This is a genomic window from Microcoleus asticus IPMA8 (genome assembly GCF_013179805.1).
In the GTDB taxonomy this organism is placed as follows: Bacteria; Cyanobacteriota; Cyanobacteriia; order Cyanobacteriales; family Microcoleaceae; genus Microcoleus; species Microcoleus asticus.
Map to the genome: position 1 here is coordinate 1 of NZ_SRRZ01000105.1, position 20,585 is coordinate 20,585.

Here is a 20,585-nt window from a genome sequence, read left to right on the forward strand (position 1 = left end):
GCTCGTTGAGTAATGGCTTTTTTCCGTGAGGCTATTTCTGCCCATTCTTGTGACTTGACTCGGCCTGAGCTTATTCCCTTCTTTCAGACCTAAATCCTTACAATAGTTTTTTAATAAGTGGGAAACTTCTACAGAGATACCAATGCTTTCTCAGAAAATTTTTGCCTTGAAGCCAAATATCTTCTACAGGGTTTTGTTCAGGTGCATTAGGAGCAAATAATTCACATTTGATCGACCATTCAGATTTTTCTCGCATCTTGATTAACCAGACCCAGATAATCTCGCATTTCTCCATATTTATGATAACTTGCCCCATCCCAAAATATCAAAATTCTCGCTCCTTTATTTAGACTTTGAAGGTATTTTACATACAACACTGTATTTGCTGAATTTCCGGCTCCATATTCTTGCACAAAAAATTGTTTTGTTTGATAATTGAGAGCGCCAAAATATGTTTGCCTTTCTCTCTGATTTGTCATGGGTACTTCTACTCTTATCTGAGTCTTTCCCCAAACATATCCACAGACATCTCCCTAAAGTAGATGACATTCATCGATCATATATACCACAAGTCTTCCAGCTTCTATTTCTTCTCTGTTTTCTTCTAAAATTTTCTCTATTTCTATCTTATGAGCTTCTACCAATTTATCGTTTTTTTTGGGATTGTTTTTTTGAGCTTTCTTCCAGCTAATCTCGGCTTCATCAAATAATTGATAATAACTTTGATGGGATTTGAAACGAACATCATATTTGTCTTCTATGTATTCTCGAAGCTCCTGTAAGCTCAAAAACTCTTGAGCATTTAAATATTTGATAATCTCTGTTCGTTTTGATTGATTTAGATAGGCTTTTGACCCTTGATGTTTCAGTCTTAATCCTTTCACCCCATTCTTAATAAATTTTGCTTTACATTGACTGATAAATGCTGCTGATACATTTAATATTTTTTGAATTTTAGCACCAGGCACACCCTCAATCCACATCATTATAGCTATGGCTCGCTTCTGTTCTCTAGGCTCAGGGTTGCTATCGATAAAATCACTTAATTCTTTGAGATTTTGCTGCTCAGACATATTGTTCTATTTCACGCTATATTCCCCATATAAATATTAACAAAAGACCTAACTATTATAAATTATAAATTTTTACGAATCATTTAGGATTGCTATAATAACCATTGATGCTTTGGGATGTCAGAAAGAAATAGCAGCGCTCATAATTAAGAAGAAAGGAAATTATCTTTTAGCGCTAAAAGGGAATCAAAAACTTCTTCATGAGGACGTAAAAAACTGGTGTGAATTAGCTCGAAAAGAAGAGTTTAGTGGCAGAGAGCATAGCTATTATCAACAAAGAGAAGCCGGGCATCATCGAGTTGAAAAAAGACAAATTTGGACGGTGGCAGTCTCAGAGCTTCCATCTCTTCATAATCAATCATTATGGACTGGATTAAAAACGGTTGTGATGATCGTAAGTGAAAGACGTTTGTGGAATAAAACAACCACAGAAGTTCGCTTTTATTTGAGTAGTTTAGCCAGTAATGCCGAGAAGATTTCTCAAGCAATTCGCAGTCATTGGGGTATAGAAAATAGCTTACATTGGACATTGGATGTTACTTTTTGTGAAGACAAGAGTCGGATTCGTAAAGATAATTCTCCTGAAAACTTTGCTCTTCTACGTCGTTTAGCCATCAATTTACTGAAACAAGAAAAAGGATTTAAAGGAAGTTTAAAAATGAAGCGATATCTGGCGGGAATGGATAATAATTATTTAGTCCAAATCTTAAACTCTGCCAGTTAACGCTCGAAAACTCAAACAGATTTCCGATCTAAATTGATTCAGCTTCGAGAGTTCAGAAGTTCTTAAAGCTCGATTTTTACTGGGTTAATTCCATCGCATTTAAGAGTTTTAAGAATGATGTTTTCAGAAAAAGACTCACGCACAAATATGATTTTCTGCCAACTTAATTTAGATGCGTTTAGCCCGATCACATCATAGAGAGTTATGCGCGTACCTGAAATTGTCAGTCCGCGCTCTGTACGAATAATGATTGGTTGGTTGTTGGATACTGAAACCATACCCATAGCCTCTGAAACAGTCTAGGAAATAATCCGATCGTACCTTACAAATCTCTGATGTCGTGTTTGTAGAAATCTTTGAGCAAATCCACCAGACTCACTCTACACAAAATTAGCCGGATCTTGATCTCGCCGATGCTTCAGCAGAATCGGAGAACCTTGGCCATCACCCACCAAAGCCGCTGTTTCCTCCAACGCTTCCCTCAATCGCTTGGCCGCGTAGATCGACATATCACGGGGCACATTTACCCGATCGCGCAAATACCGCAAAGCCGCATCAGAACCAGCCGGCGGCGTACAAACTTCGCCAGTCATCATCAAAGTTAAAGCACAACGCAAAGCCTCATCGAATAACTTGTCATCAGCAGGATTGACTCGAACGATGTTGCGCTGGTGCTTAATGACGCGATGAAGTGCTTCAGCGCGGGAGGTTTCCGGTTCTGGATACATCACATCCGGGAGCCCAGCCCAAGGCCCATTATCCACGCGGGCTTTATTGAGTAGCATCTGAGGTTCGCCGTTTTCATAACAGCCGCCCATCTGAGGCGGTAAATCGTGGACGTGGGTGTGAAAATCGCTCTGAGTGCCGCGATAGGTAGGGCGGGTTTCCATCGCTGCAAACCAGTCAGCAAAGCGCGGGTTTTCTTCCCGCATCGAGTAGCCTTTGTAGTAGTAAAGACTGGCATTCATCCGTTCGACATAGGGCGTAAAGATGACATCCGCAGTGCCAAATTCATCAAGGAAATAAGGCCCCGGAGTGCTGGCCAGAGCTTTTTCTACGTGGGTGACGACGCTGATAAATTGCTCGCGGTTGTGTTGTTCTGCTTTGGCTGAACTTGCTGGGTAGCACAGCCAGGTGCACCAGGCTCTAAACAGCAGTCGCTCTAACCGCCGCAGGGGTATTACTGCCGGGTTTTCCATGCCCAAACCCAAGGGGCCATAGACTCGTTCGAGGGCGATTAAGATATCATCGCTTTCGGTGATGATGCGGCCATCTAGTTCGATCGCCGGTAGCATTCCCGATGGCACTTTCCGCTTGTACCAACTTTCCTTTTCCCCATAGCAGAACATGGTAACTTTGTCAATACGGTAGGGGATTTGTTTTTCTTCCAGCCACAGCCAGATTTTTTGGCAATAGGGACACCAAGCGTGGTTGTCGCGGTACAGGGTGACTCGCACATCCGATTCGGTTTTGCCGAAGAGGCGCAAGCAGGATTGGGCGTTAGTTGGCCCGTTGACGCGATCGACTTCAAAGTCTGTGAGGGCTTCTAATTCTGTCCAGCTTAGGGGGGTCATGCGATTTTAGATTTTAGATTTTAGATTTTAGAGTGGAGAATTGAAGACAGCGATTTCTTCGCGGTAATAATAGAACTTACGCACCAACTCTATTTGTAGGGTGCGCAGTGCGCACCTTACCCTTACCCATAGCGCATTCAACTATTTTTTGGTCTTAGTCCTGAATAAGATAGTTGGTTCTGAGTTAAAAAAGGCTTTGAGGACTCAAGTCCTCACTACAAACGTAACTAGAATTAAGGCGACATTTGCGGAGACGGTGGCGCGTCTTCAATTTTGGCTAGTGCTGCTTTAATTTGGGGAGTGGCCAGGAAGTTTTGGGTAGCTGCGATCAGGCGATCGCCCCAGAGGTTTTCTTTGAGAAAATTTACAGTGGCATAGCGTTTGTCCAATTTCAGGGCGGCTTCTCCCATTGCTAAACCTTTTTCTTGGTCGCCCTTGGTGTAGAGTGCCACTGCTAGAGCTAGCATTGATTCTGCTGCTTTGTTGTCGATCGCAATCGCCTGTTCCCAGCGTTTGATAGCGCCATCGGCATCTCCCATTTCGTATTTGACTAATCCGATATTATTAATAGCGGGCCACAGGTTTTTTTCTAAAGCAAAAGCTTTTTCGTATTGGGCGATCGCCCGATCGAACCGCTTTAGCTTATAAAAAGCATTGCCTAAATCAAATAATGCACCTGGAGTATCTGGTTTTAATTTCAACCCTGCTTGCAAATATTCGGCTGCTTTCTCGTAGTTCGCTTTCCGAAAGTGAGCTTCACCCAATACAAATTTAATTGAAGCATTTTCTGGCGACAGAGATTGAGCTTGCCCCAAAGCTTCAATGCCTTTGTCAAACTGCTCGACTTGAAGATACAAGCTGCCTAACAAAGTCCAAGTTTGAGCATTCTTGGGGGCTAACTGTGTCGCGAGTTCGGCTCTGGGTACGGCAAGTTCGTACTGCTGGAGTCTGGCTAGCTGGACGGCTTCTTCTGCAAGGCTCAAGGCCGTTTGTTCGAGTTGGGCCGAGTCGATTTGGAGAGTGTAAGGCAGGAGTGCCTGTGCGACAGCAGGCTCGGGCATTGCTCCCAAACCGAGTGCGAGTAGCAGAGATAATAGTAGAGGAATCCGATTAGGCACGCGATCAGCCCCAGCAAAAAATATAAAGGTTTCTCGATCGCCTATAATAACCCATATTTTTGAGTTTTGATATTGCTTTCTGACTCGCAACGCTTCAAGGTTTTCAGTTAAATAGTTCCCAAATTCTGTTTGCACTCAGGAATAATAGTTTTTCTTTACTGGTTTAGAGAGGACTGAAGTCTTCTCTAAAAACCGGGTAAATTCTTCATTTTTAGCAACTTGAGTGAGTTAATAAAGTCTGTTGAATTTTGTCTAATAATTGTGCTGCCGACAAGGAAGAAGGCAAAATCTTGGCAGAGACTTCTTGCAGCAGAAAGTCGATCGCCTCGGATTCCGAATTTACAGCAGACCGATAATCCCAGACTAAAATCGGCAATTTTACTGGCATTTCCCGGAGGTTCGATAGCGCCTGCAGCATAGCGGTTGATTCTGAGGGGGCATCTCGCAAGCACAGCAAAACTAAGTCAACGCTTTGATATTGCAACTGCTGTAAAACTTCTGTCCAGCAGGGAGCGATCGACCCTCGAAATCCTGCTGTTTGGATGTACTGAATCAAAGCTTGAAGGTTGGGAGTAGAAAACTTGGAATTGGAATTAGGAATCTCGGCATTGGTCGATCGATCGCGATTTTCCAATTCTCCCGTCGGGTTCCCCCCAGAAGTTCGGTGCAAATCCGGTAAAGTCGAAATGTCGGCAAATAAAATGCTGGGCTTCCAACTCATGCCAGCAGCTACTTGAATCACTTGCCACAAGGCAGACACCACCAACCCAGTGCCTGAGGTTTCACTGCCATTGGCCAAACAGGGAAATACGGACAATCCTTTGACTTGATTTGCCAGTTGCGTAGTTGCGGGGTCTAAAGTCACCAAGGGGAGAGAGCCCAAATTTCGAGACCGACTTAACTGTTCGATAAAAGCTAAGGGGTTTTGCAGTTGACTCGTACCGTCCAAGACGATCGCGTCGGGCCGCCAAATTCGGGCAACGACTTCTGCTTGGCCGAGGTCGTCTGCTTCTAAAACGCGGCAGTGGGTGGGGTTGAGGAGTAAAGCGGAGCCTTGAGAGGAACTGTTTTGCGGGCTGAGCCACAATACAGTTAAAGAACTCCTCACCTTGGCGGTACTGCCATTACTGTGGCCGATCGAGTCGGCCAGCAGCCGCCGCAAAGCGGGTTCTTCGATCGGCAAGCTCAAAAAGCCTTCGGCTCTGTTGACACTGGCCCGTTCTTTTTCGCCTCTGGTGGCCGTGACAATCGCCGGAATCGATCGGGTATCCGGGTCGCTCTTGAGCAGCGTCAGCACGTCCCAACCGGACAGCAGCGGCAGCAGCGGGTTGAGGAAAATCGCTTCGGGACTGAACCTGCGGGCTTTTTCCAAGGCTTCGGTGCCGGAACGGGCGACTATTACTTGGTAGCCCAAACCTGAGAGGACGTTGGTTAAATCTTCGATATATTTAGGAACTGCTTCGACTATTAATACTAAACGAGAGCGAGAATTGGCGATCGGAATCTGATATTGGGGTTTTAATAATTCTTCCTCGGCGGCTCCAGATGCCGGGACTTCTTCGCTCTTTCCCGGAGGATTTGGCGGCAGTAGCAGGGTAAATTGAGAGCCTTGGTTTTCTGAGGAAATAAACGAAACGTCTCCGCCGTGGAGCCGAGCTAGGCGTTGAGTCAGTACCAGTCCCAGTCCGGTTCCTTGAAAGCGCCTGGTGAGGGGGCTTTCTAGTTGTTGGAATTTCTGAAAGATCAGGTGCTGTTTGTCGGCGGGGATACCGATGCCGGTGTCCCAAACTGTGAATGCGAGCCAGCCTTCCCAAACATTTACTTTCAATCCGATTTTGCCGCCGGCTTCGGTGAATTTTAGGGCGTTGGAAAGGAGGTTGACGAGCATTTGCCGCAGTCGCAGTTCGTCGGCAATTAAGTGGCTCAGTCCCGGTTCTATTTCGAGTGTAAATTCTATTTGGGCGGAGGGTTCGGCGTTTGCTGCGCCGTTTGTTTTGCTCGGCTCCGGAGGGGCTTTTTCTTCTTGCTGTTGCAGTTGTTTTGCTTGTTCAAAGGCTCTTTTGCAGGTAGCTGCTATTTCGATCGGTTCGGGAATTAGTTCGAGCTGCCCGGTTTCCATCCGGGTCAAGTCTAAAATGTCGTTAACTATTGTCATCAAATGCCGCCCGCTTTTATGGATTAGTTTGGCGTAGCGTGTTTGGCGGTCGTTGAGTTCTCCGATCAATTTATCTTTGAGGAGGCTCGACAAACCGAGGACGGCGGTGAGAGGGGTTTTTAGTTCGTGGCTGATGCAGGATAAAAATTCGTCTTTGAGTCGGTTGAGGTGAATTAAATCTGCGTTTTTCGCTGCTAGTTCTTTGGCTACTAAATGTTCTTCGGTGACATCTTGTCCCATTACTAAAATTAGCTTGTCTGAGAGCGGCTGTTTGACAAATTGCCAGATCCGTTCTTGACCTTTTTGTACGGGGCACTCGCAAATGTAGGTGTCTGGTTTGCCGGCAGTGGGGCACCAAGCTGGAGCGGTTAAGGTTGAGGGGGATGCGGCGGCGTACAGGGGCAGCGGGCAACTGGTGGCTGGGGTTGAATCGCGATCGCCCGATCTACTTGCTCCTACTAGGCTCATGCACTCTTGGGTGATGGGATCTACCTGCAGGCTCTTGTATTCGGTTGTTAAATGGCTGGGTTTGTGGGGCGAGTGTTTGCCCAAATTTGCTGCTGGTTCTGGAACTGGTTCCGGGCCTGCTCCCAGCAAAATCCGCCACGCTGCGTTTTGGCTGACTATTTGTGCGGTGGGGGTTTGCAATCTCAGGGGCAGGGGCAGTTTTTCCAACAGTTGGACGAGGGAGTTGAGGTTTTCCGAGGGTTTCAATCCTGCTTCTAGAAAGCGCACTTGAGCGTCTAGGGCCGTGGCGATGGCTTCGGAAATCGGCCTTAATTCGATTTCTTTGACTGCTGTTGGCGGCTCTGTGAGGCTGCCGATCGAGCTGCTGTTGAGTGCGGCGAATTGCAGCAGGCTCAGGCTGTCTAGCATTCCTAAAAATTTACCGCTGGCATCTGTGAGGGCGATCGGGCTGTTTGAGGAGCTGCAGGCGGTTTGGGGGCTTGACCGGGCTGGGGTGTTCAATTCCTCTGTTTGCAGGTACTGCCAGAATTCGCTGACGCTCAGAGCTGCGGGTAATGCCCTGACTGGTTCGATCGCGATGTGGCTTTCTGACAAAGGTTGCTGCCCGTCGTTTGTACGATCGGCCGCGCGGGCCCAAAGGCTGCGCAGGTAAACTAATCCCAGGGGCTGTAGCTGTTCGTTGACTACTGCGACTCGATCGCAGTTACTGGATCTGAAAATTGACTGCAGCGATTCTAGCGCCGCAGTTTGGAGGCACAGCGGCACTGGCTCGATAAAATTTTTGAGACTGGGGCTGGTGGTTGACATAACAAACCTGAGAGTCTGCTATACATAGCAGTAATATTTTTGAGACGTAATGTAGCTGAGGATTTCTGTACCTTATTTGTTTTATATCAGTTTGCTAGTATGCCGGGGATCTGCACCGAAACCTGGGAGTTCGATGCCTGCACCTGATTTGAGGCGGCTAGCAATTATTTTAAGGCTTAAGCTTAATTGCAGAAATCAAGCTCAGGGTGCTTGACACAAAAACAAAGGAGTACAACTCCGATTATTCCTGTGATGCAAGTACATCGCTTATTTTGCGGTTAAGATTGGTTAAAATAAATGTTGAGATGATTGTTAAAATGTTAAGTTTTTTGTAAAGGAGATATCAACTCTGAGCGATCCAGCACTTTCGGGCAACTTAGGTGGTGCACCTACAGCTTTGCTTCCCCAACTGTCTATCGGTATTTTTGTCCGCTCTGAGGAAATCGCAGCCTCCGCGATCGAGCTTTTGAGGGGCGATCGCTATGCTTTAACGCACATTAAGTCGGTCGTGGAGTTTTTGGGGTTCCTTAAGCAGAATTACCACCTTGATTGTTTGATTTTTGAGGTGGATGGGGATCTGCGATCACTTCTGGGCAAGCTGCAAGAACGATCGATCTTTTTGCCTGCGGTAATTTTTTCGCCCCAGCCCGGGGTGGAAGAAATGCCCGAAGCACCATCATATTCACCTGGTTTTGATACCGCAGCCAGTTCCGCCAACAAGAGCCAAGAGGAAAGCTGTGCTTTTTTTTATCACCCTGCTGAGGTGCAACTGGCAATCGCTCGATCGAGCGAAATAGGTTCAGGTATCGATCGGGCGATCGCACAATTCTTGAAACTTTCAACTCCGGTTCCTGTCAATTACCAATCCGCAACGGTCGATGCAACGGCCCAATTAACTGCTCAAAGTTTGCTAAGCCGACAGCAGCGGCGACTTGCGGAAAAATTACGGGAGCGATTAGGATACTTGGGCATCTATTATAAAAGAAATTCCCAGATTTTTTTGCGAAATCTGTCTGGAGCAGATAAGCAAAAGTTTTTGGATCAACTCAAGTCAAGTTATCGCCACATCCTTTTGAATTATTTTTCTCAAGATACTCCGGTCAATAATCAAATAGATGAATTTGTGAATTTGGCTTTTTTTGCTGACGTTCCAGTCACTCAAATTGTTGAAATTCACATGGAATTGATGGACGAGTTTGCTAAACAGCTAAAATTAGAAGGGCGCAACGAGGAAATATTGCTCGATTACCGCTTGACTCTGATTGACGCGATCGCTCATATGTGCGAGATGTACAGACGATCTATTCCGAAAGAGGCATCTCAAGGTAAGAGGTAGAAGGGATTGGGCAGAATTTAATAAAGAAGAAGGTAGAAGAGAGAATTTAACAAAGAAGAAAGGAAAAGACAAACGGCCGCGCGATCGCGAGGCTGAAATTATTATAAAATAACAAAGAACAGCGGATTCAATAGAAATAACAACTATAACTAACATCTGACAACTAATACTCAACATTAAAAAAAGTTCATGAGTTCTCTGAAGAAAACCTACGTTCTGAAGCTGTACGTTGCGGGTAATACTCCCAACTCCGTGCGAGCTTTAAAAACCCTCAAGGACATTTTAGAACAAGAATTTCAAGGAGTCTATGCGCTGAAAGTCATAGACGTTCTCAAAAATCCTCAGCTAGCAGAAGAGGACAAAATATTGGCAACCCCAACGCTGTCAAAAATCCTGCCGCCGCCGGTGCGAAAAATTATTGGCGATTTGTCCGATCGCGAGAAAGTTCTGATAGGATTAGATTTGCTCTATGAAGAACTTCGCGAAGAGGACCTGAATTCATAAGATAATCAGGTGAGAGTCAGTCGATTTTAGATTTGAGACTTCGGCGTGAGACGTTCGGCGAGCGCTCAGTCTAGCCGTCGAGTCGCGCTCAGTCGAACGATTTGAGATTTGAGATTTACTCCACAGATGAATCTGGGAGCTTGAACAAGAGTCTAAAATTTTGATCTCTCCACGACAGGAGTACGTGGCACGGTATCTGTTTTTGGGCGGGGTCATTAGTCAGCAGTCAGCAGTCATTAGTTATTGAGCAAGAGCCAAAACTAAAAGCTGGGTACAAAGACTCATGATCGGCGGTTAATGAGTGACAACTAAAGAATACTGAGAGTTGACAAAAATCGACATGAATGAAATTAGTCAAACGGTTCAACGACAAGGATTGGTAACGGCAGGAGTTGAAAAAATTCGCACGATGATTGAGGGTTTCGATGACATCAGTCACGGCGGAATGCCGGTCGGCAGAACCACCCTAGTCAGCGGCACGTCAGGAACGGGAAAAACTTTATTTGCCGTACAATTTCTCTATAACGGAATTACCCATTTTGACGAAGCTGGAGTGTTCGTAACTTTTGAAGAATCTCCGACAGATATTATTAAAAATGCTTGCAGTTTCGGTTGGGATCTCGCACAGTTAATCGATGAAGGCAAGCTATTTATTTTGGACGCTTCTCCCGATCCTGAAGGTCAAGATATCGTAGGAAATTTTGATTTATCAGCCTTAATCGAGCGAATTCAGTACGCCATTCGCAAGTACAAAGCCAAGCGGGTTTCTATAGATTCGGTGACAGCCGTATTTCAGCAATACGACGCTGCATCTGTAGTGCGCCGAGAAATTTTTCGCTTAGTTGCGCGCCTCAAACAAGTAGGAGCAACTACAGTTATGACTACAGAACGGGTGGAAGAATACGGCCCGGTGGCTCGGTTTGGAGTGGAAGAGTTTGTGTCGGATAATGTGGTGATTGTTCGCAACGTATTGGAAGGAGAACGCCGCCGCCGCACCATCGAAATTTTGAAGTTGCGGGGTACAACTCACATGAAAGGCGAATATCCTTTTACTATGACTAATGACGGAATTAATATTTTCCCATTGGGGGCGATGCGATTAACTCAAAAGTCTTCAAACGTGCGGGTTTCTTCGGGCGATAAAACTCTCGACGAGATGTGCGGTGGCGGTTTCTTCAAAGACTCGATTATTTTGGCTACGGGTGCCACGGGAACCGGCAAAACGCTGTTGGTGAGCAAGTTCTTGCAGAATGCTTGTATGAATGGCAATCGGGCGCTGCTTTTTGCCTATGAAGAGTCGCGGGCTCAGTTGTTCCGCAATGCTTATTCTTGGGGCATTGATTTTGAGGAAATGGAACAGAAAGGACTGCTAAAGCTGCTGTGTACTTACCCGGAATCTGCCGGTTTGGAAGACCACTTGCAGACTATTAAATCAGAAATTGCTGAGTTCAAACCTTCTCGAATTGCTATAGACTCGCTGTCGGCCTTAGCTAGGGGTGTCAGTAATAATGCTTTTAGGCAATTTGTGATCGGAGTGACAGGTTTTGCGAAGCAGGAAGAAATAACTGGCTTTTTTACAAATACAAGCGACCAGTTTATGGGTTCTAATTCGATTACGGACTCCCATATTTCTACGATTACTGACACGATTATTATGCTGCAGTATGTAGAGATTCGAGGAGAAATGTCCCGGGCAATTAATGTCTTTAAGATGCGCGGTTCGTGGCACGACAAAGGGATTCGGGAATACACGATTACTGAAAGAGGGCCACAAATTAAAGATTCGTTCCGCGGTTACGAACGGATTATCAGCGGTTCTCCGACTCGGATTACCATTAATGAGAAGAGTGAGCTATCGCGGATTCTCCAGGGTGTGCAAGGTCAAGAGGATGAGGATATTTGAGAGTTCGCAGTGATTCGTCGTTAAAATGAGGTTGGGTTGAGCTAGGAAACCCAACTTTTTTAATTTGAGGAGTTTGTGAACATTTATAGCAACCGCGACAATATTTGGGAGGTTCTTAATTGCTGAAATATGAGCTTTTCTTGCCTTCTGCATAAGCTCTTTCTGCTATAGCAATCCCACTAAATAGGTTGTGGTAAAAATCTAGGGGTAAGCTGTTGTGCCTCTAAATTGTATATTTAAATGACATCTCAAAAATCATAAAATCCTGTCCCCATCCGATTCTTTAACATAACAGAAAATCTTTCTGACTTAGCAGCTTAGTGCCGAGTCGTACCTATCCCTACTACCCCTAGATTAGGGGAGCCACGAGGGATTGCCTCTACAAAAACATTAGAACTAATTTTATTATCAAAAATCATTATTTACACATCACTACCAGTATTGGTATCTCCCTATATCCCCAAGATGCAATGAATGTTGATACTTTGCTCAACAATGCAGATATTGGCCTAAATCGTGTTAAAGGATCGGGGCGCAATACCTATAGTTTTTAGACAGCAACAATACCTTCGCCCGAATCGAATACCGGCGTTGCTGATTTAGGGTATGACTGGCTCAATATGCAAGTCAGAGAAACCAGTATCCACAAAACTTCGGGATTTTCAAGTTATTTTTTTCATACCCTGATTAAGCAACGCCCGAATACCCTGGTCATTGGCGATCGAACATCGCTTGAATTGTGGGAAAGCGAATGCTTGCTGTATGAGCAACTCAGCTCTATTTGCAAACAAGTAGCCTTGCTGGTGTTTAAGTTATCCTAGGATGGCATTCTCCTGAACTAGGTTGGATTCCTCCCGATTAATTTATTCCCATCGCCGAAGAAACAGGATTGATTTTGCCATTGGGAAAATAAATTTTAGAGCAAGCTTGTTGACAATATCAGCAGGGGCTAAGAGTCGGACTAATTTTTCCTAATATCGCGGTAAATCCGTCGGCACGTCAACTCATCCAACCAACTTTAATCACTAAGAGAGATCGCATTCTTGAGCGCACTGATATTAAGCCGAAATATCTAGAGCTAGAGATTATCAAAACGGCAATGATGCTGAATTTTGACATTACATACAATGTTTTGAGCCTATTATTAGAGCGTAGTATTTGGATTTATGTCGATGATTTGGGGACTGGCTATGCTGATTTTAACTACCAGAAAATTTTTCCGGTGAAATCGCTCAAGATCGATCGCTCATTTGTGCGCGATTTCGCCAGCGCTCGGAGCGATCGCGGAATTGACAAAGCCCTACTTGCAATGGCACATGGCTTAAATCTGAGAACAATAGCCGAAGCAATTCAAACCCCAACGCAATTGCAATAGTTACAGGCGATCGGCTGTGAAATCGGTCAGAGTTATATGTTTAGCCAGCCTGTCAGTGCTGAGGTTGCCACTCAATTAATCTGACATCCTGAATTGTTGTCTATCCCTATTTGGGATCAGCAATCCTTATAAAAGCGCCCAAAAGTCTTATAATCAACTTAATGCTCGTGTCGATCACATGACTCAAGATATTTTTTTACGGAATAATATTAAAGTGTTTGGACAAGGCACCCAGACCGTGATGTTTGCTCATGGATTTGGGTGCGATCAAAATATGTGGCGTTTCATAACACAGGCCTTCGAGAAGGACTACAAAATTATCCTATTTGATTATGTAGGTTCTGGAAATTCTGATATTAGTGCCTACAGTTATGAACGGTACAGCGACCTCTATGGCTATGTTCAGGATGTCCTCGATATCTGTAGAGAATTAGCCTTGACTGATGTGATTTTTGTCGGTCATTCTGTCAGCAGTATGATCGGCATTCTGTCCTCAATTCAAGCTCCTAATTACTTTAATCGCCTGATTCTCCTAGGGCCTTCACCCTGCTACATTAATGATTTACCAAATTATTACGGAGGTTTTGAGCGCAAAGATATTGAGGAGCTCCTCGATATCATGGAGAAAAATTACATTGGTTGGGCAAGCTTTATGGCGCCAATGGTGATGCAGAATCAGGATCGTCCTGAGTTAAGTGAGGAGCTTGAGACAAGTTTTTGCTCCACCGATCCGGTAGTTGCAAGTCGCTTTGCTGAGGTGACTTTTTACTCGGACAATCGCAGTGATTTACCCAAGGTGTCAGTACCTTCACTGATATTGCAATGTGCTGATGACGTGATCGCTCCCACTGAGGTAGGGCATTATGTCCACCACCACCTGCCTAAAAGTACGCTACGGCTGATGACAGCTACGGGACATTGCCCGCACATGAGTCATCCACAAGAAACGATCGAGATGATTAAGGAGTATTTGAGTGTACCTCATACTACCTGATTTGTATGGCAAACATGACCGACCACATAGACGAGCTACTCAACATTTCACCCTGTGGATTCCTCTCGTTTGCTGACGATGGTACGATCGTAATGGTCAACGCCACATTACTGCAATTACTCGGACACGAAACCGATGAACTGCGGGAACGGAAAATAGATTCCATTCTGCCGACCGCCAGCCGGATTTTCTTTCAAACCCATTTCTTCCCCCTGTTGAAGCTCCACGGTAAAGTAGAGGAAATTTACTTCTCATTAAGGTCAAAGCAGGGTAGTGATATACCCATGCTGATCAATGCCGTGCGTCGGAAGAACGGAGAAAACTTCGTCAACGATTGCATTTTGATCTGTATCCGCCAGCGTATCATGTACGAAGGTGAAATTATCAAAGCAAAAAAAGCTGCCGAGGCAGCTATTATCGCCCAAAAGCAAGCGGAAATCGCTCTGCGGAAACAGTACGACAAGGCTATATTACTTCAAGAAATTACTCAACACATCCGTCAATCTCTTGATTTGTGTACAATTTTTGAGATTGCTTCGCAGGAGATTCGCCTGTTTCTTGATGCCGAGCGCGTCGGCATATTTAAGTTCTATCCTGACAGTAAATTTGGATATGGTGAGTTTGTTTCAGAATCCGTAGGCGAAGGATGTAAATTGGTAAGCAGAAATCAATTTAACGACCATTCTTGTGGTGAACTATACCCTAATTTATATCAAAAATTTAGAATGCAGGTAGTAGAAGATATCAATAATATTGACCTTCAACACTGTTACCGAGATATTTGGAAACAATTTCCGGTTCGGGCTAATTTAGTTGCACCGTTGCTCAATGGAAAAGATTTGTGGGGGTTGTTATGTATTCATCAATGTTCTGCTCCTCGGCAATGGGAAGACTTTGAAGTTGACCTTGTTAAACAGATTGCTAATCACTTAGCAATCGCCATTAAACAAGCAGATGTTTTTGAGAAGTTGCAGAACGAATTGGCAGAAAGGCAGCAGGCACAAGCGCGCATGAGAGAAATTAATCAACAACTTGCACTCTCTAACGAAGAACTAGCCCGCGCTACTCACCTCTTACAACAAGTGGTAAATATTGATGGGTTGACTCAAATTGCTAATCGTCGCTGTTTTAATGACCGCTTAGAGCGTGAATGGCAGCGGCTCTACCGGGAACAAAAACCTATTTCTCTTTTGTTGTTTGATGTGGATTATTTCAAACGTTATAATGATTGCTACGGTCATCAAATGGGGGATGATTGTCTGTTCAAACTTGCTCAGACTGTACAAGAGGTGGTGTACCGTCCGGCGGATTTGGTGGCGCGTTACGGCGGGGAAGAATTTGGCATCATTTTGCCCAATACAGATCTTAAAGGAGCGAGTTCGGTGGCCCAACGGATTCACGCTGCTATTCAAGCTTTAAATATTCCTCACAAAACCTCTGATGTGAGCGACTTAGTTACTATTAGTATGGGTATCGCCAACTTGATTCCGATTTCGGAACTATCATCGGCTGACTTGATTGCGATCGCAGATCGTGCACTCTATCGGGCCAAGGAACAGGGGCGCAATCAGTCCGGGATCTGCGACTACAGCGGCGATTCGATTTTTGACACTGACGCTTAAATCACAATAATTGAGACCGAGGACAAAAATTTGTCCCCGGTCTCTCCAAGTCAGTCATTCTATAAATTTAAATGAGCACGGAGGGATTTGAACCCCCGACCCTCAGGACCGGAACCTGATGCTCTATCCACTGAGCTACGTGCCCTTGACTTTTCTGAGTATAACACGTGTTGCGGAAAATGGCGAGTGCCGATCGCAAATTTCCTGGCCTGACTCCAAACCGCTTGACCCATGCGGGTTCAACTCGCCTGCGCGATCGGATATCAGGTACTTCTCGAACCCAGAGACTGCAAATTTTATCTAAAAGGTCACAATAATACGACAATGGGTAAAATAATAGACTTCAATCTAGCAAACATTAGGTTCACATTCGATCGGGGTCGAGCATCTACCACAGCTAAAATAGTCCGCATCAATTCCTCCTAGCTAATCGGCAGTAAATAAATGGTGCTGCTGTTAAGACCGGTTGTGCAAATACGGTTCTAGACTAAGTTCACCAAACCTCTCAATTTTATGGTTTCTAAAATTTTAGACAAATTACCGCTGCGAACTGTTCTCATAGTTCCATTTATACTGCAAATCGTGGGAGCCGTGGGACTCGTAGGATATCTGTCTTTTAGAAACGGACAAAAAGCAGTTAATAACCTTGCCAGTCAGTTAATGAGCGAGGTGAGTTTGCGTGTAGAGCAAAACCTACAAGTTTACCTAAAAACTCCCCATCAAATCAATCAAACCAAGCTGGATGCTGTTAAGCTCGGGTTGTTAAAGATGGAAAACTTATCAGCTTGGGAGAAATATCTTTTGCGGCAAGTACAATTATATCCCTATATCAATTATACCTCCGTTGGCAACGAGAACGGAGATTATAGATCCGGTGAACAACTGTCTAACGGTTCCCGAACGATTAATGTGATAGAGAAATCTACGGGGTTAAATTTTTATTCTTATAATACAGATAAAAACGGCGATCGCACTACAGTTGTTACCGCTGTCAAAAACTTTGATAACCGACAGCATCCTGCGTACAAAAGTGCAGTAAAATCAGGTCAACCAACTTGGAGTTCGGTTTTTGTTTCTTTACTAGAACCGACATTAATTATCAACGCTCTCCAACCAGTATACAGCGAAAAATATCAGCTAGAAGGAGTATTATGTGCTGCCTTGCGTCTCGACCATCTTGGGAGATTTCTCAACAGTCTCAAAGTTGGCAAATCCGGTCAAACATTTATTATCGATCGCCAGGGTACTTTGTTAGCAACTTCCACCACCGAAAAACCCTTTCGCACCAAAGATAATCAAAAACAATTGTTTAAAGTGGAAGAAAGCAGCAACCCTTTTACTCAAGCGACAGCTAAATATTTGACTGCACAGTTTCACAAATTAAACCAAATTAAAAAGTCAGAGTTATTAGAATTTGAAATAGATGGCAAGCGACAACTTTTAAAAGTCCTACCGTTCCAAGACGGCAAAGGTTTAGACTGGCTGATTGTAGTAGTTGTTCCCGAAGCAGATTTCACCAAAGAAATCGATACCAATACCCGCACAGCGGTTTTGCTTTGTTTTGCAGCTTTAGGAGTAGCTGTGGCGATCGGCATTCTGACTTCTCGGTGGGTGACAAATCCTATTTTGAGCTTAAATACAGCAGCCAAAAATATTGCTAAAGGTGAATGGAACCAAACAGTAGAAAGCGAACGATCCGACGAATTAGGGGAATTAGCCAAGTCATTTAACAGGATGGCTCAACAACTGCAACAATCTTTTGAAACTTTAGAACACCGAGTGCATGAGCGGACGGCGGAATTGGCTGTAGCTAAAGACAAAGCGGAAGTAGCAAATCAAGCTAAAAGCACTTTCCTTGCTAACATGAGCCACGAATTGCGATCGCCTCTCAATGCAATTCTCGGCTTTTCCCAACTGATGACTCGCAGCCAAACTCTATCTCCAGAACATCAAGAAAATATTAGCATAATTAGCAGCAGCGGAGAACACCTACTCACCCTGATTAATAACGTACTAGATTTATCTAAAATTGAATCGGGGCGCACTACCCTCAATCAAAAAAAAATCGACCTCTATCGCCTTCTCAACGACTTGGAAGATATGTTTCAACTCAAAGCAGATGACAAGCATTTGCAGTTAGTTTTTGAGCGCAGTCCAGAGGTGCCGCAATACGTAGAAACTGACGATTTAAAGTTGCGGCAAATCTTAATTAATCTGCTCAATAACTCTCTTAAATTTACCGAGGAGGGCGGTGTATCAGTCAGAGTTAGCAAGCAGTCATCAGGCAGAAATCAGAATAGAGAAGAGAAAAATCTTTATCTCTCAGTATCATTAAAAAATAATAGAGAAGTTTCCGCCAGGAATAATCTGGAAGTCTCCCACTTAAATCAATCTAAAAACGCAATTTTTACAACCCAACGTGACGAAGCAGAAGCTGCCTCTTCCTTTTTCCTCCATTTTGAAGTCGAAGATACTGGCCCCGGTATTGCCACCAATGAATTAGACAATCTTTTTGAAGCTTTCGTGCAAACCAAGACAGGCAAAGATTCGCAAGAAGGTACAGGCTTGGGATTGCCAATTAGCCGCAAATTTGTCGAATTAATGGGCGGCGAAATGAGTGTCTGTTCTGCTGTTGGCAAGGGAACTAATTTTAAGTTTGACATTCAAGTTATTGCGGTCGATGCGGCTGATATTGAAAGCAGAAAACCGACCCGCAATGTTATTGCCCTGGAACCAAACCAACACACATATCGAATTTTGATAGTAGACGATAAACCGCTCAACCGCCAACTGTTAATTAAAATCCTTCATCCTCTGGGTTTTGAACTCAAAGAAGCTACTAACGGTCAAGAAGCTATTGAGGTTTGGGACAGTTGGGAACCGCATTTAATTTGGATGGACATGAGAATGCCGGTGATGGACGGCTACGAAGCGACGCAATACATTAAAACCACTATTAAAGGTCAAGCTACGGCGATAATTGCACTGACTGCGAGCGTTTTGGAGGAAGAACGGGCAGTTATTTTATCTGCGGGCTGCGATGCTTTTATGCGGAAACCTTTCCGGGAAGCGGATATTTTTGATGCTATGCACAAACATATCGGAGTGCGCTATCTTTATGAAGATCCGGGTCAAGCTAGTTTATTGGCTATCAAAGAGGGCGATCGCGCAATGACTGCGGCTGATTTCGTGAAATTGCCTGACTCGCTGGTAGCTGATTTAAAGCTGGCGATACTGAATGCTGATATGGATTTAATTGATAGCTCTATCGAGCAAATTCGATTAAAGGATGCTGTAACGGCTGGTGCGATCGCGAATTGTATAGAAAATTTCGAGTACGACAAAGTTTTAAAGTTAATCTCTCAAAGAATATCAAATGAATAACGACCTTCTCAGCACCGATCGCGGTAATATTTTAGTAGTTGACGACACCCCAGCTAATTTGCGCCTCCTAGCCGGAATTTTGAATGGCAAGGGCTATAAAGTCCGCCCCGTACCTAGCGGTGAGTTAGCGCTTTCGGCGGCAAAAGGTATGCCTCCCGATTTGATTTTGCTGGATATTATGATGCCCGAAATGAATGGGTACGAAGTTTGCGAAAAAATCAAAGCTGATGAACGCACTCGCGACATTCCGGTGATTTTTATTAGCGCGATTAATGACGTACTAGATAAAGTCAAAGCCTTTGCTGTGGGCGGGATAGATTATATTACCAAGCCCTTTCACGTGGAAGAGGTTCTAGTTAGGGTAGAAACCCATTTAGCAATCTGCCAGTTGCAAAAAAAGCTCCAACAGAAAAACGATGAACTGACTGTTACTTTAGACCAACTGCAAGCTACTCAAAGTCAATTAGTGCAATCGGAAAAAATGGCTGCCTTAGGGCAATTAATTGCGGGCATTGCTCATGAAATTAATACGCCACTGGGGGCGATTCGATCGTCTATTGGAAATATTACCAGCTTTTTGGATAACAATCTCGAAAGTTTGCCAGTTTTTTTCAAAGAACTGTCAACCGAACGCCAGCAGGATTTCGTGAGTTTGATGTACAGTTCCAGCCAACAAACTTACTCTTTATCTACGCGAGAAAAACGGGGATTGAAAAAAGACCTGAAGCAGCAATTAGAGTCGGAAGGGATTGACAATGCTGACAGCATTGCTAGCATTTTAGTCAATATCGGATTGCATGGAAATTTGCAAGAATTCTTGCCTTTGCTTAAAGATCCTGACAGCGAAAACATTATAAAAACAGCCTATGACTTTGCTAGCATTCACAGAAGCGCCCGAACCATCGCTACCGCTACTGAACGCGCTGCAAAAGTCGTCTTTGCCCTAAAAAATTATTCGCGTTACGATGTAAATGGGGAAAAAATACAGGTGAATATTACCGAGGGAATTGAAACTGTATTAACTCTTTATCAGAACCAGATAAAGCAGGGTGTAGAAGTCGTCCGAAACTATCAAGATCAATTGCCTGCGGTACTGTGTTATCCCGACGAACTCAACCAAGTTTGGACAAATTTAATTCACAATGCCTTACAAGCGATGGACAATCAAGGAACTTTAACACTTGACGTGGTAGAGCAAGATACCAATATCCTGGTAAAAATTACTGACAGCGGTAAGGGGATTCAACCGGAGATTTTCATGAAAATTTTTGAGCCGTTTTTTACTACCAAACCTGCGGGAGAAGGCAGCGGGTTGGGATTGGATATTGTCAAAAAAATAATTGAAAAACATCAGGGTAGAGTTGATGTGGAGTCCGTGCCCGGTAAAACAGCATTTACAGTCTCTTTGCCGATTAATTTAACAGAGTAGGTAAAGCGCCGCAGACTGAAGTCTGGGGCTAAAAATTTGCAGTCTTACGGCGCGGGATGTAGAATTTGGAAAACGGTGTGCTTACCCATCGGGGTTGACTCTGCCACACTAAAGAAGGA

16 protein-coding genes, 1 tRNA gene and 1 pseudogene are annotated in these 20,585 nt (G+C 44.3%); 11 read left to right on the forward strand and 7 right to left on the reverse strand.

Going from position 1 to position 20,585, the window contains the following annotated elements; genetic code table 11:
- Positions 1-239: 239 nt before the first annotated feature.
- A pseudogene (locus E5S67_RS23530) lies at positions 240-509 on the reverse strand (transposase); the annotation flags it as partial.
- Between the two features lie 24 nt (positions 510-533).
- Complete coding sequence (locus E5S67_RS23535; protein ID WP_172190792.1) at positions 534-1,073, reverse strand: helix-turn-helix domain-containing protein; 540 nt, start codon at positions 1,071-1,073, stop codon at positions 534-536.
- Between the two features lie 97 nt (positions 1,074-1,170).
- Between E5S67_RS23535 and E5S67_RS23540 the strand changes: the two genes are divergently transcribed.
- Entirely contained in the window at positions 1,171-1,797 is a 627-nt protein-coding gene (locus tag E5S67_RS23540; protein ID WP_339382702.1) for an ISAs1 family transposase, read from the forward strand.
- Positions 1,798-1,859: 62 nt separating this feature from the next.
- Here the strand turns inward: E5S67_RS23540 and E5S67_RS34555 are convergent, their stop codons facing one another.
- The 4 genes from E5S67_RS34555 to E5S67_RS23560 all read right to left on the reverse strand — a co-directional run bounded on the left by E5S67_RS34555 (position 1,860) and on the right by E5S67_RS23560 (position 7,919).
- Entirely contained in the window at positions 1,860-2,075 is a 216-nt protein-coding gene (locus E5S67_RS34555) for a hypothetical protein (RefSeq protein WP_339382700.1), read from the reverse strand.
- 102 nt (positions 2,076-2,177) lie between these two features.
- The gene (locus tag E5S67_RS23550) at positions 2,178-3,371 is read right to left on the reverse strand and encodes a glutathione S-transferase family protein (protein WP_172190793.1); all 1,194 of its coding nucleotides are present in this window, start codon (positions 3,369-3,371) and stop codon (positions 2,178-2,180) included.
- 233 nt (positions 3,372-3,604) lie between these two features.
- Positions 3,605-4,489: a tetratricopeptide repeat protein gene (locus tag E5S67_RS23555; protein WP_422614709.1), complete on the reverse strand. Its 885-nt coding sequence runs from the start codon at positions 4,487-4,489 to the stop codon at positions 3,605-3,607.
- Positions 4,490-4,700: 211 nt separating this feature from the next.
- Positions 4,701-7,919, reverse strand: coding sequence for an ATP-binding response regulator (locus E5S67_RS23560; RefSeq protein ID WP_172190794.1), 3,219 nt, complete (start codon positions 7,917-7,919; stop codon positions 4,701-4,703).
- A 397-nt stretch (positions 7,920-8,316) separates the two neighbouring features.
- On the opposite strand from E5S67_RS23560, the gene E5S67_RS23565 reads away from it, so the two are divergent.
- The 7 genes from E5S67_RS23565 to E5S67_RS23595 all read left to right on the forward strand — a co-directional run bounded on the left by E5S67_RS23565 (position 8,317) and on the right by E5S67_RS23595 (position 15,653).
- The gene (locus E5S67_RS23565) at positions 8,317-9,255 is read left to right on the forward strand and encodes a circadian clock protein KaiA (RefSeq protein WP_172190795.1); all 939 of its coding nucleotides are present in this window, start codon (positions 8,317-8,319) and stop codon (positions 9,253-9,255) included.
- 189 nt (positions 9,256-9,444) lie between these two features.
- Positions 9,445-9,759, forward strand: coding sequence for a circadian clock protein KaiB (gene kaiB / locus E5S67_RS23570; protein ID WP_172190796.1), 315 nt, complete (start codon positions 9,445-9,447; stop codon positions 9,757-9,759).
- 340 nt (positions 9,760-10,099) lie between these two features.
- A complete protein-coding gene (gene kaiC, locus E5S67_RS23575; protein WP_172190797.1) occupies positions 10,100-11,662 on the forward strand; it encodes a circadian clock protein KaiC in 1,563 nt (520 codons plus the stop codon).
- 389 nt (positions 11,663-12,051) lie between these two features.
- Positions 12,052-12,216 carry a diguanylate cyclase domain-containing protein gene (locus tag E5S67_RS34860; protein WP_422614710.1) on the forward strand — a complete coding sequence of 55 codons (165 nt, stop codon included), beginning with the start codon at positions 12,052-12,054 and terminating at the stop codon, positions 12,214-12,216.
- 422 nt (positions 12,217-12,638) lie between these two features.
- Positions 12,639-13,037 (forward strand): EAL domain-containing protein, encoded by a 399-nt coding sequence (locus E5S67_RS23585; RefSeq protein WP_339382703.1) that lies wholly within the window; start codon positions 12,639-12,641, stop codon positions 13,035-13,037.
- 178 nt (positions 13,038-13,215) lie between these two features.
- Positions 13,216-14,031 carry an alpha/beta fold hydrolase gene (locus E5S67_RS23590; protein ID WP_172190798.1) on the forward strand — a complete coding sequence of 272 codons (816 nt, stop codon included), beginning with the start codon at positions 13,216-13,218 and terminating at the stop codon, positions 14,029-14,031.
- A 5-nt stretch (positions 14,032-14,036) separates the two neighbouring features.
- Positions 14,037-15,653, forward strand: a complete 1,617-nt coding sequence (locus E5S67_RS23595; RefSeq protein ID WP_172190799.1) for a diguanylate cyclase domain-containing protein — start codon at positions 14,037-14,039, stop codon at positions 15,651-15,653.
- A gap of 72 nt (positions 15,654-15,725) precedes the next feature.
- Here the strand turns inward: E5S67_RS23595 and E5S67_RS23600 are convergent.
- A tRNA-Arg gene (locus E5S67_RS23600) sits at positions 15,726-15,798 on the reverse strand.
- Positions 15,799-15,884: 86 nt separating this feature from the next.
- On the opposite strand from E5S67_RS23600, the gene E5S67_RS32640 reads away from it, so the two are divergent.
- From E5S67_RS32640 to E5S67_RS23610, 3 genes are all read left to right on the forward strand, one after another.
- On the forward strand, positions 15,885-16,079 hold the full coding sequence (locus E5S67_RS32640; RefSeq protein ID WP_216670667.1) for a hypothetical protein: 195 nt from the start codon (positions 15,885-15,887) through the stop codon (positions 16,077-16,079).
- 87 nt (positions 16,080-16,166) lie between these two features.
- Positions 16,167-19,037, forward strand: coding sequence for a hybrid sensor histidine kinase/response regulator (locus E5S67_RS23605; protein ID WP_172190800.1), 2,871 nt, complete (start codon positions 16,167-16,169; stop codon positions 19,035-19,037).
- On the forward strand, positions 19,030-20,466 hold the full coding sequence (locus tag E5S67_RS23610) for a response regulator (RefSeq protein ID WP_172190801.1): 1,437 nt from the start codon (positions 19,030-19,032) through the stop codon (positions 20,464-20,466). The genes E5S67_RS23605 and E5S67_RS23610 overlap by 8 nt, the downstream gene beginning before the upstream one ends.
- Positions 20,467-20,585 lie beyond the last annotated feature (119 nt).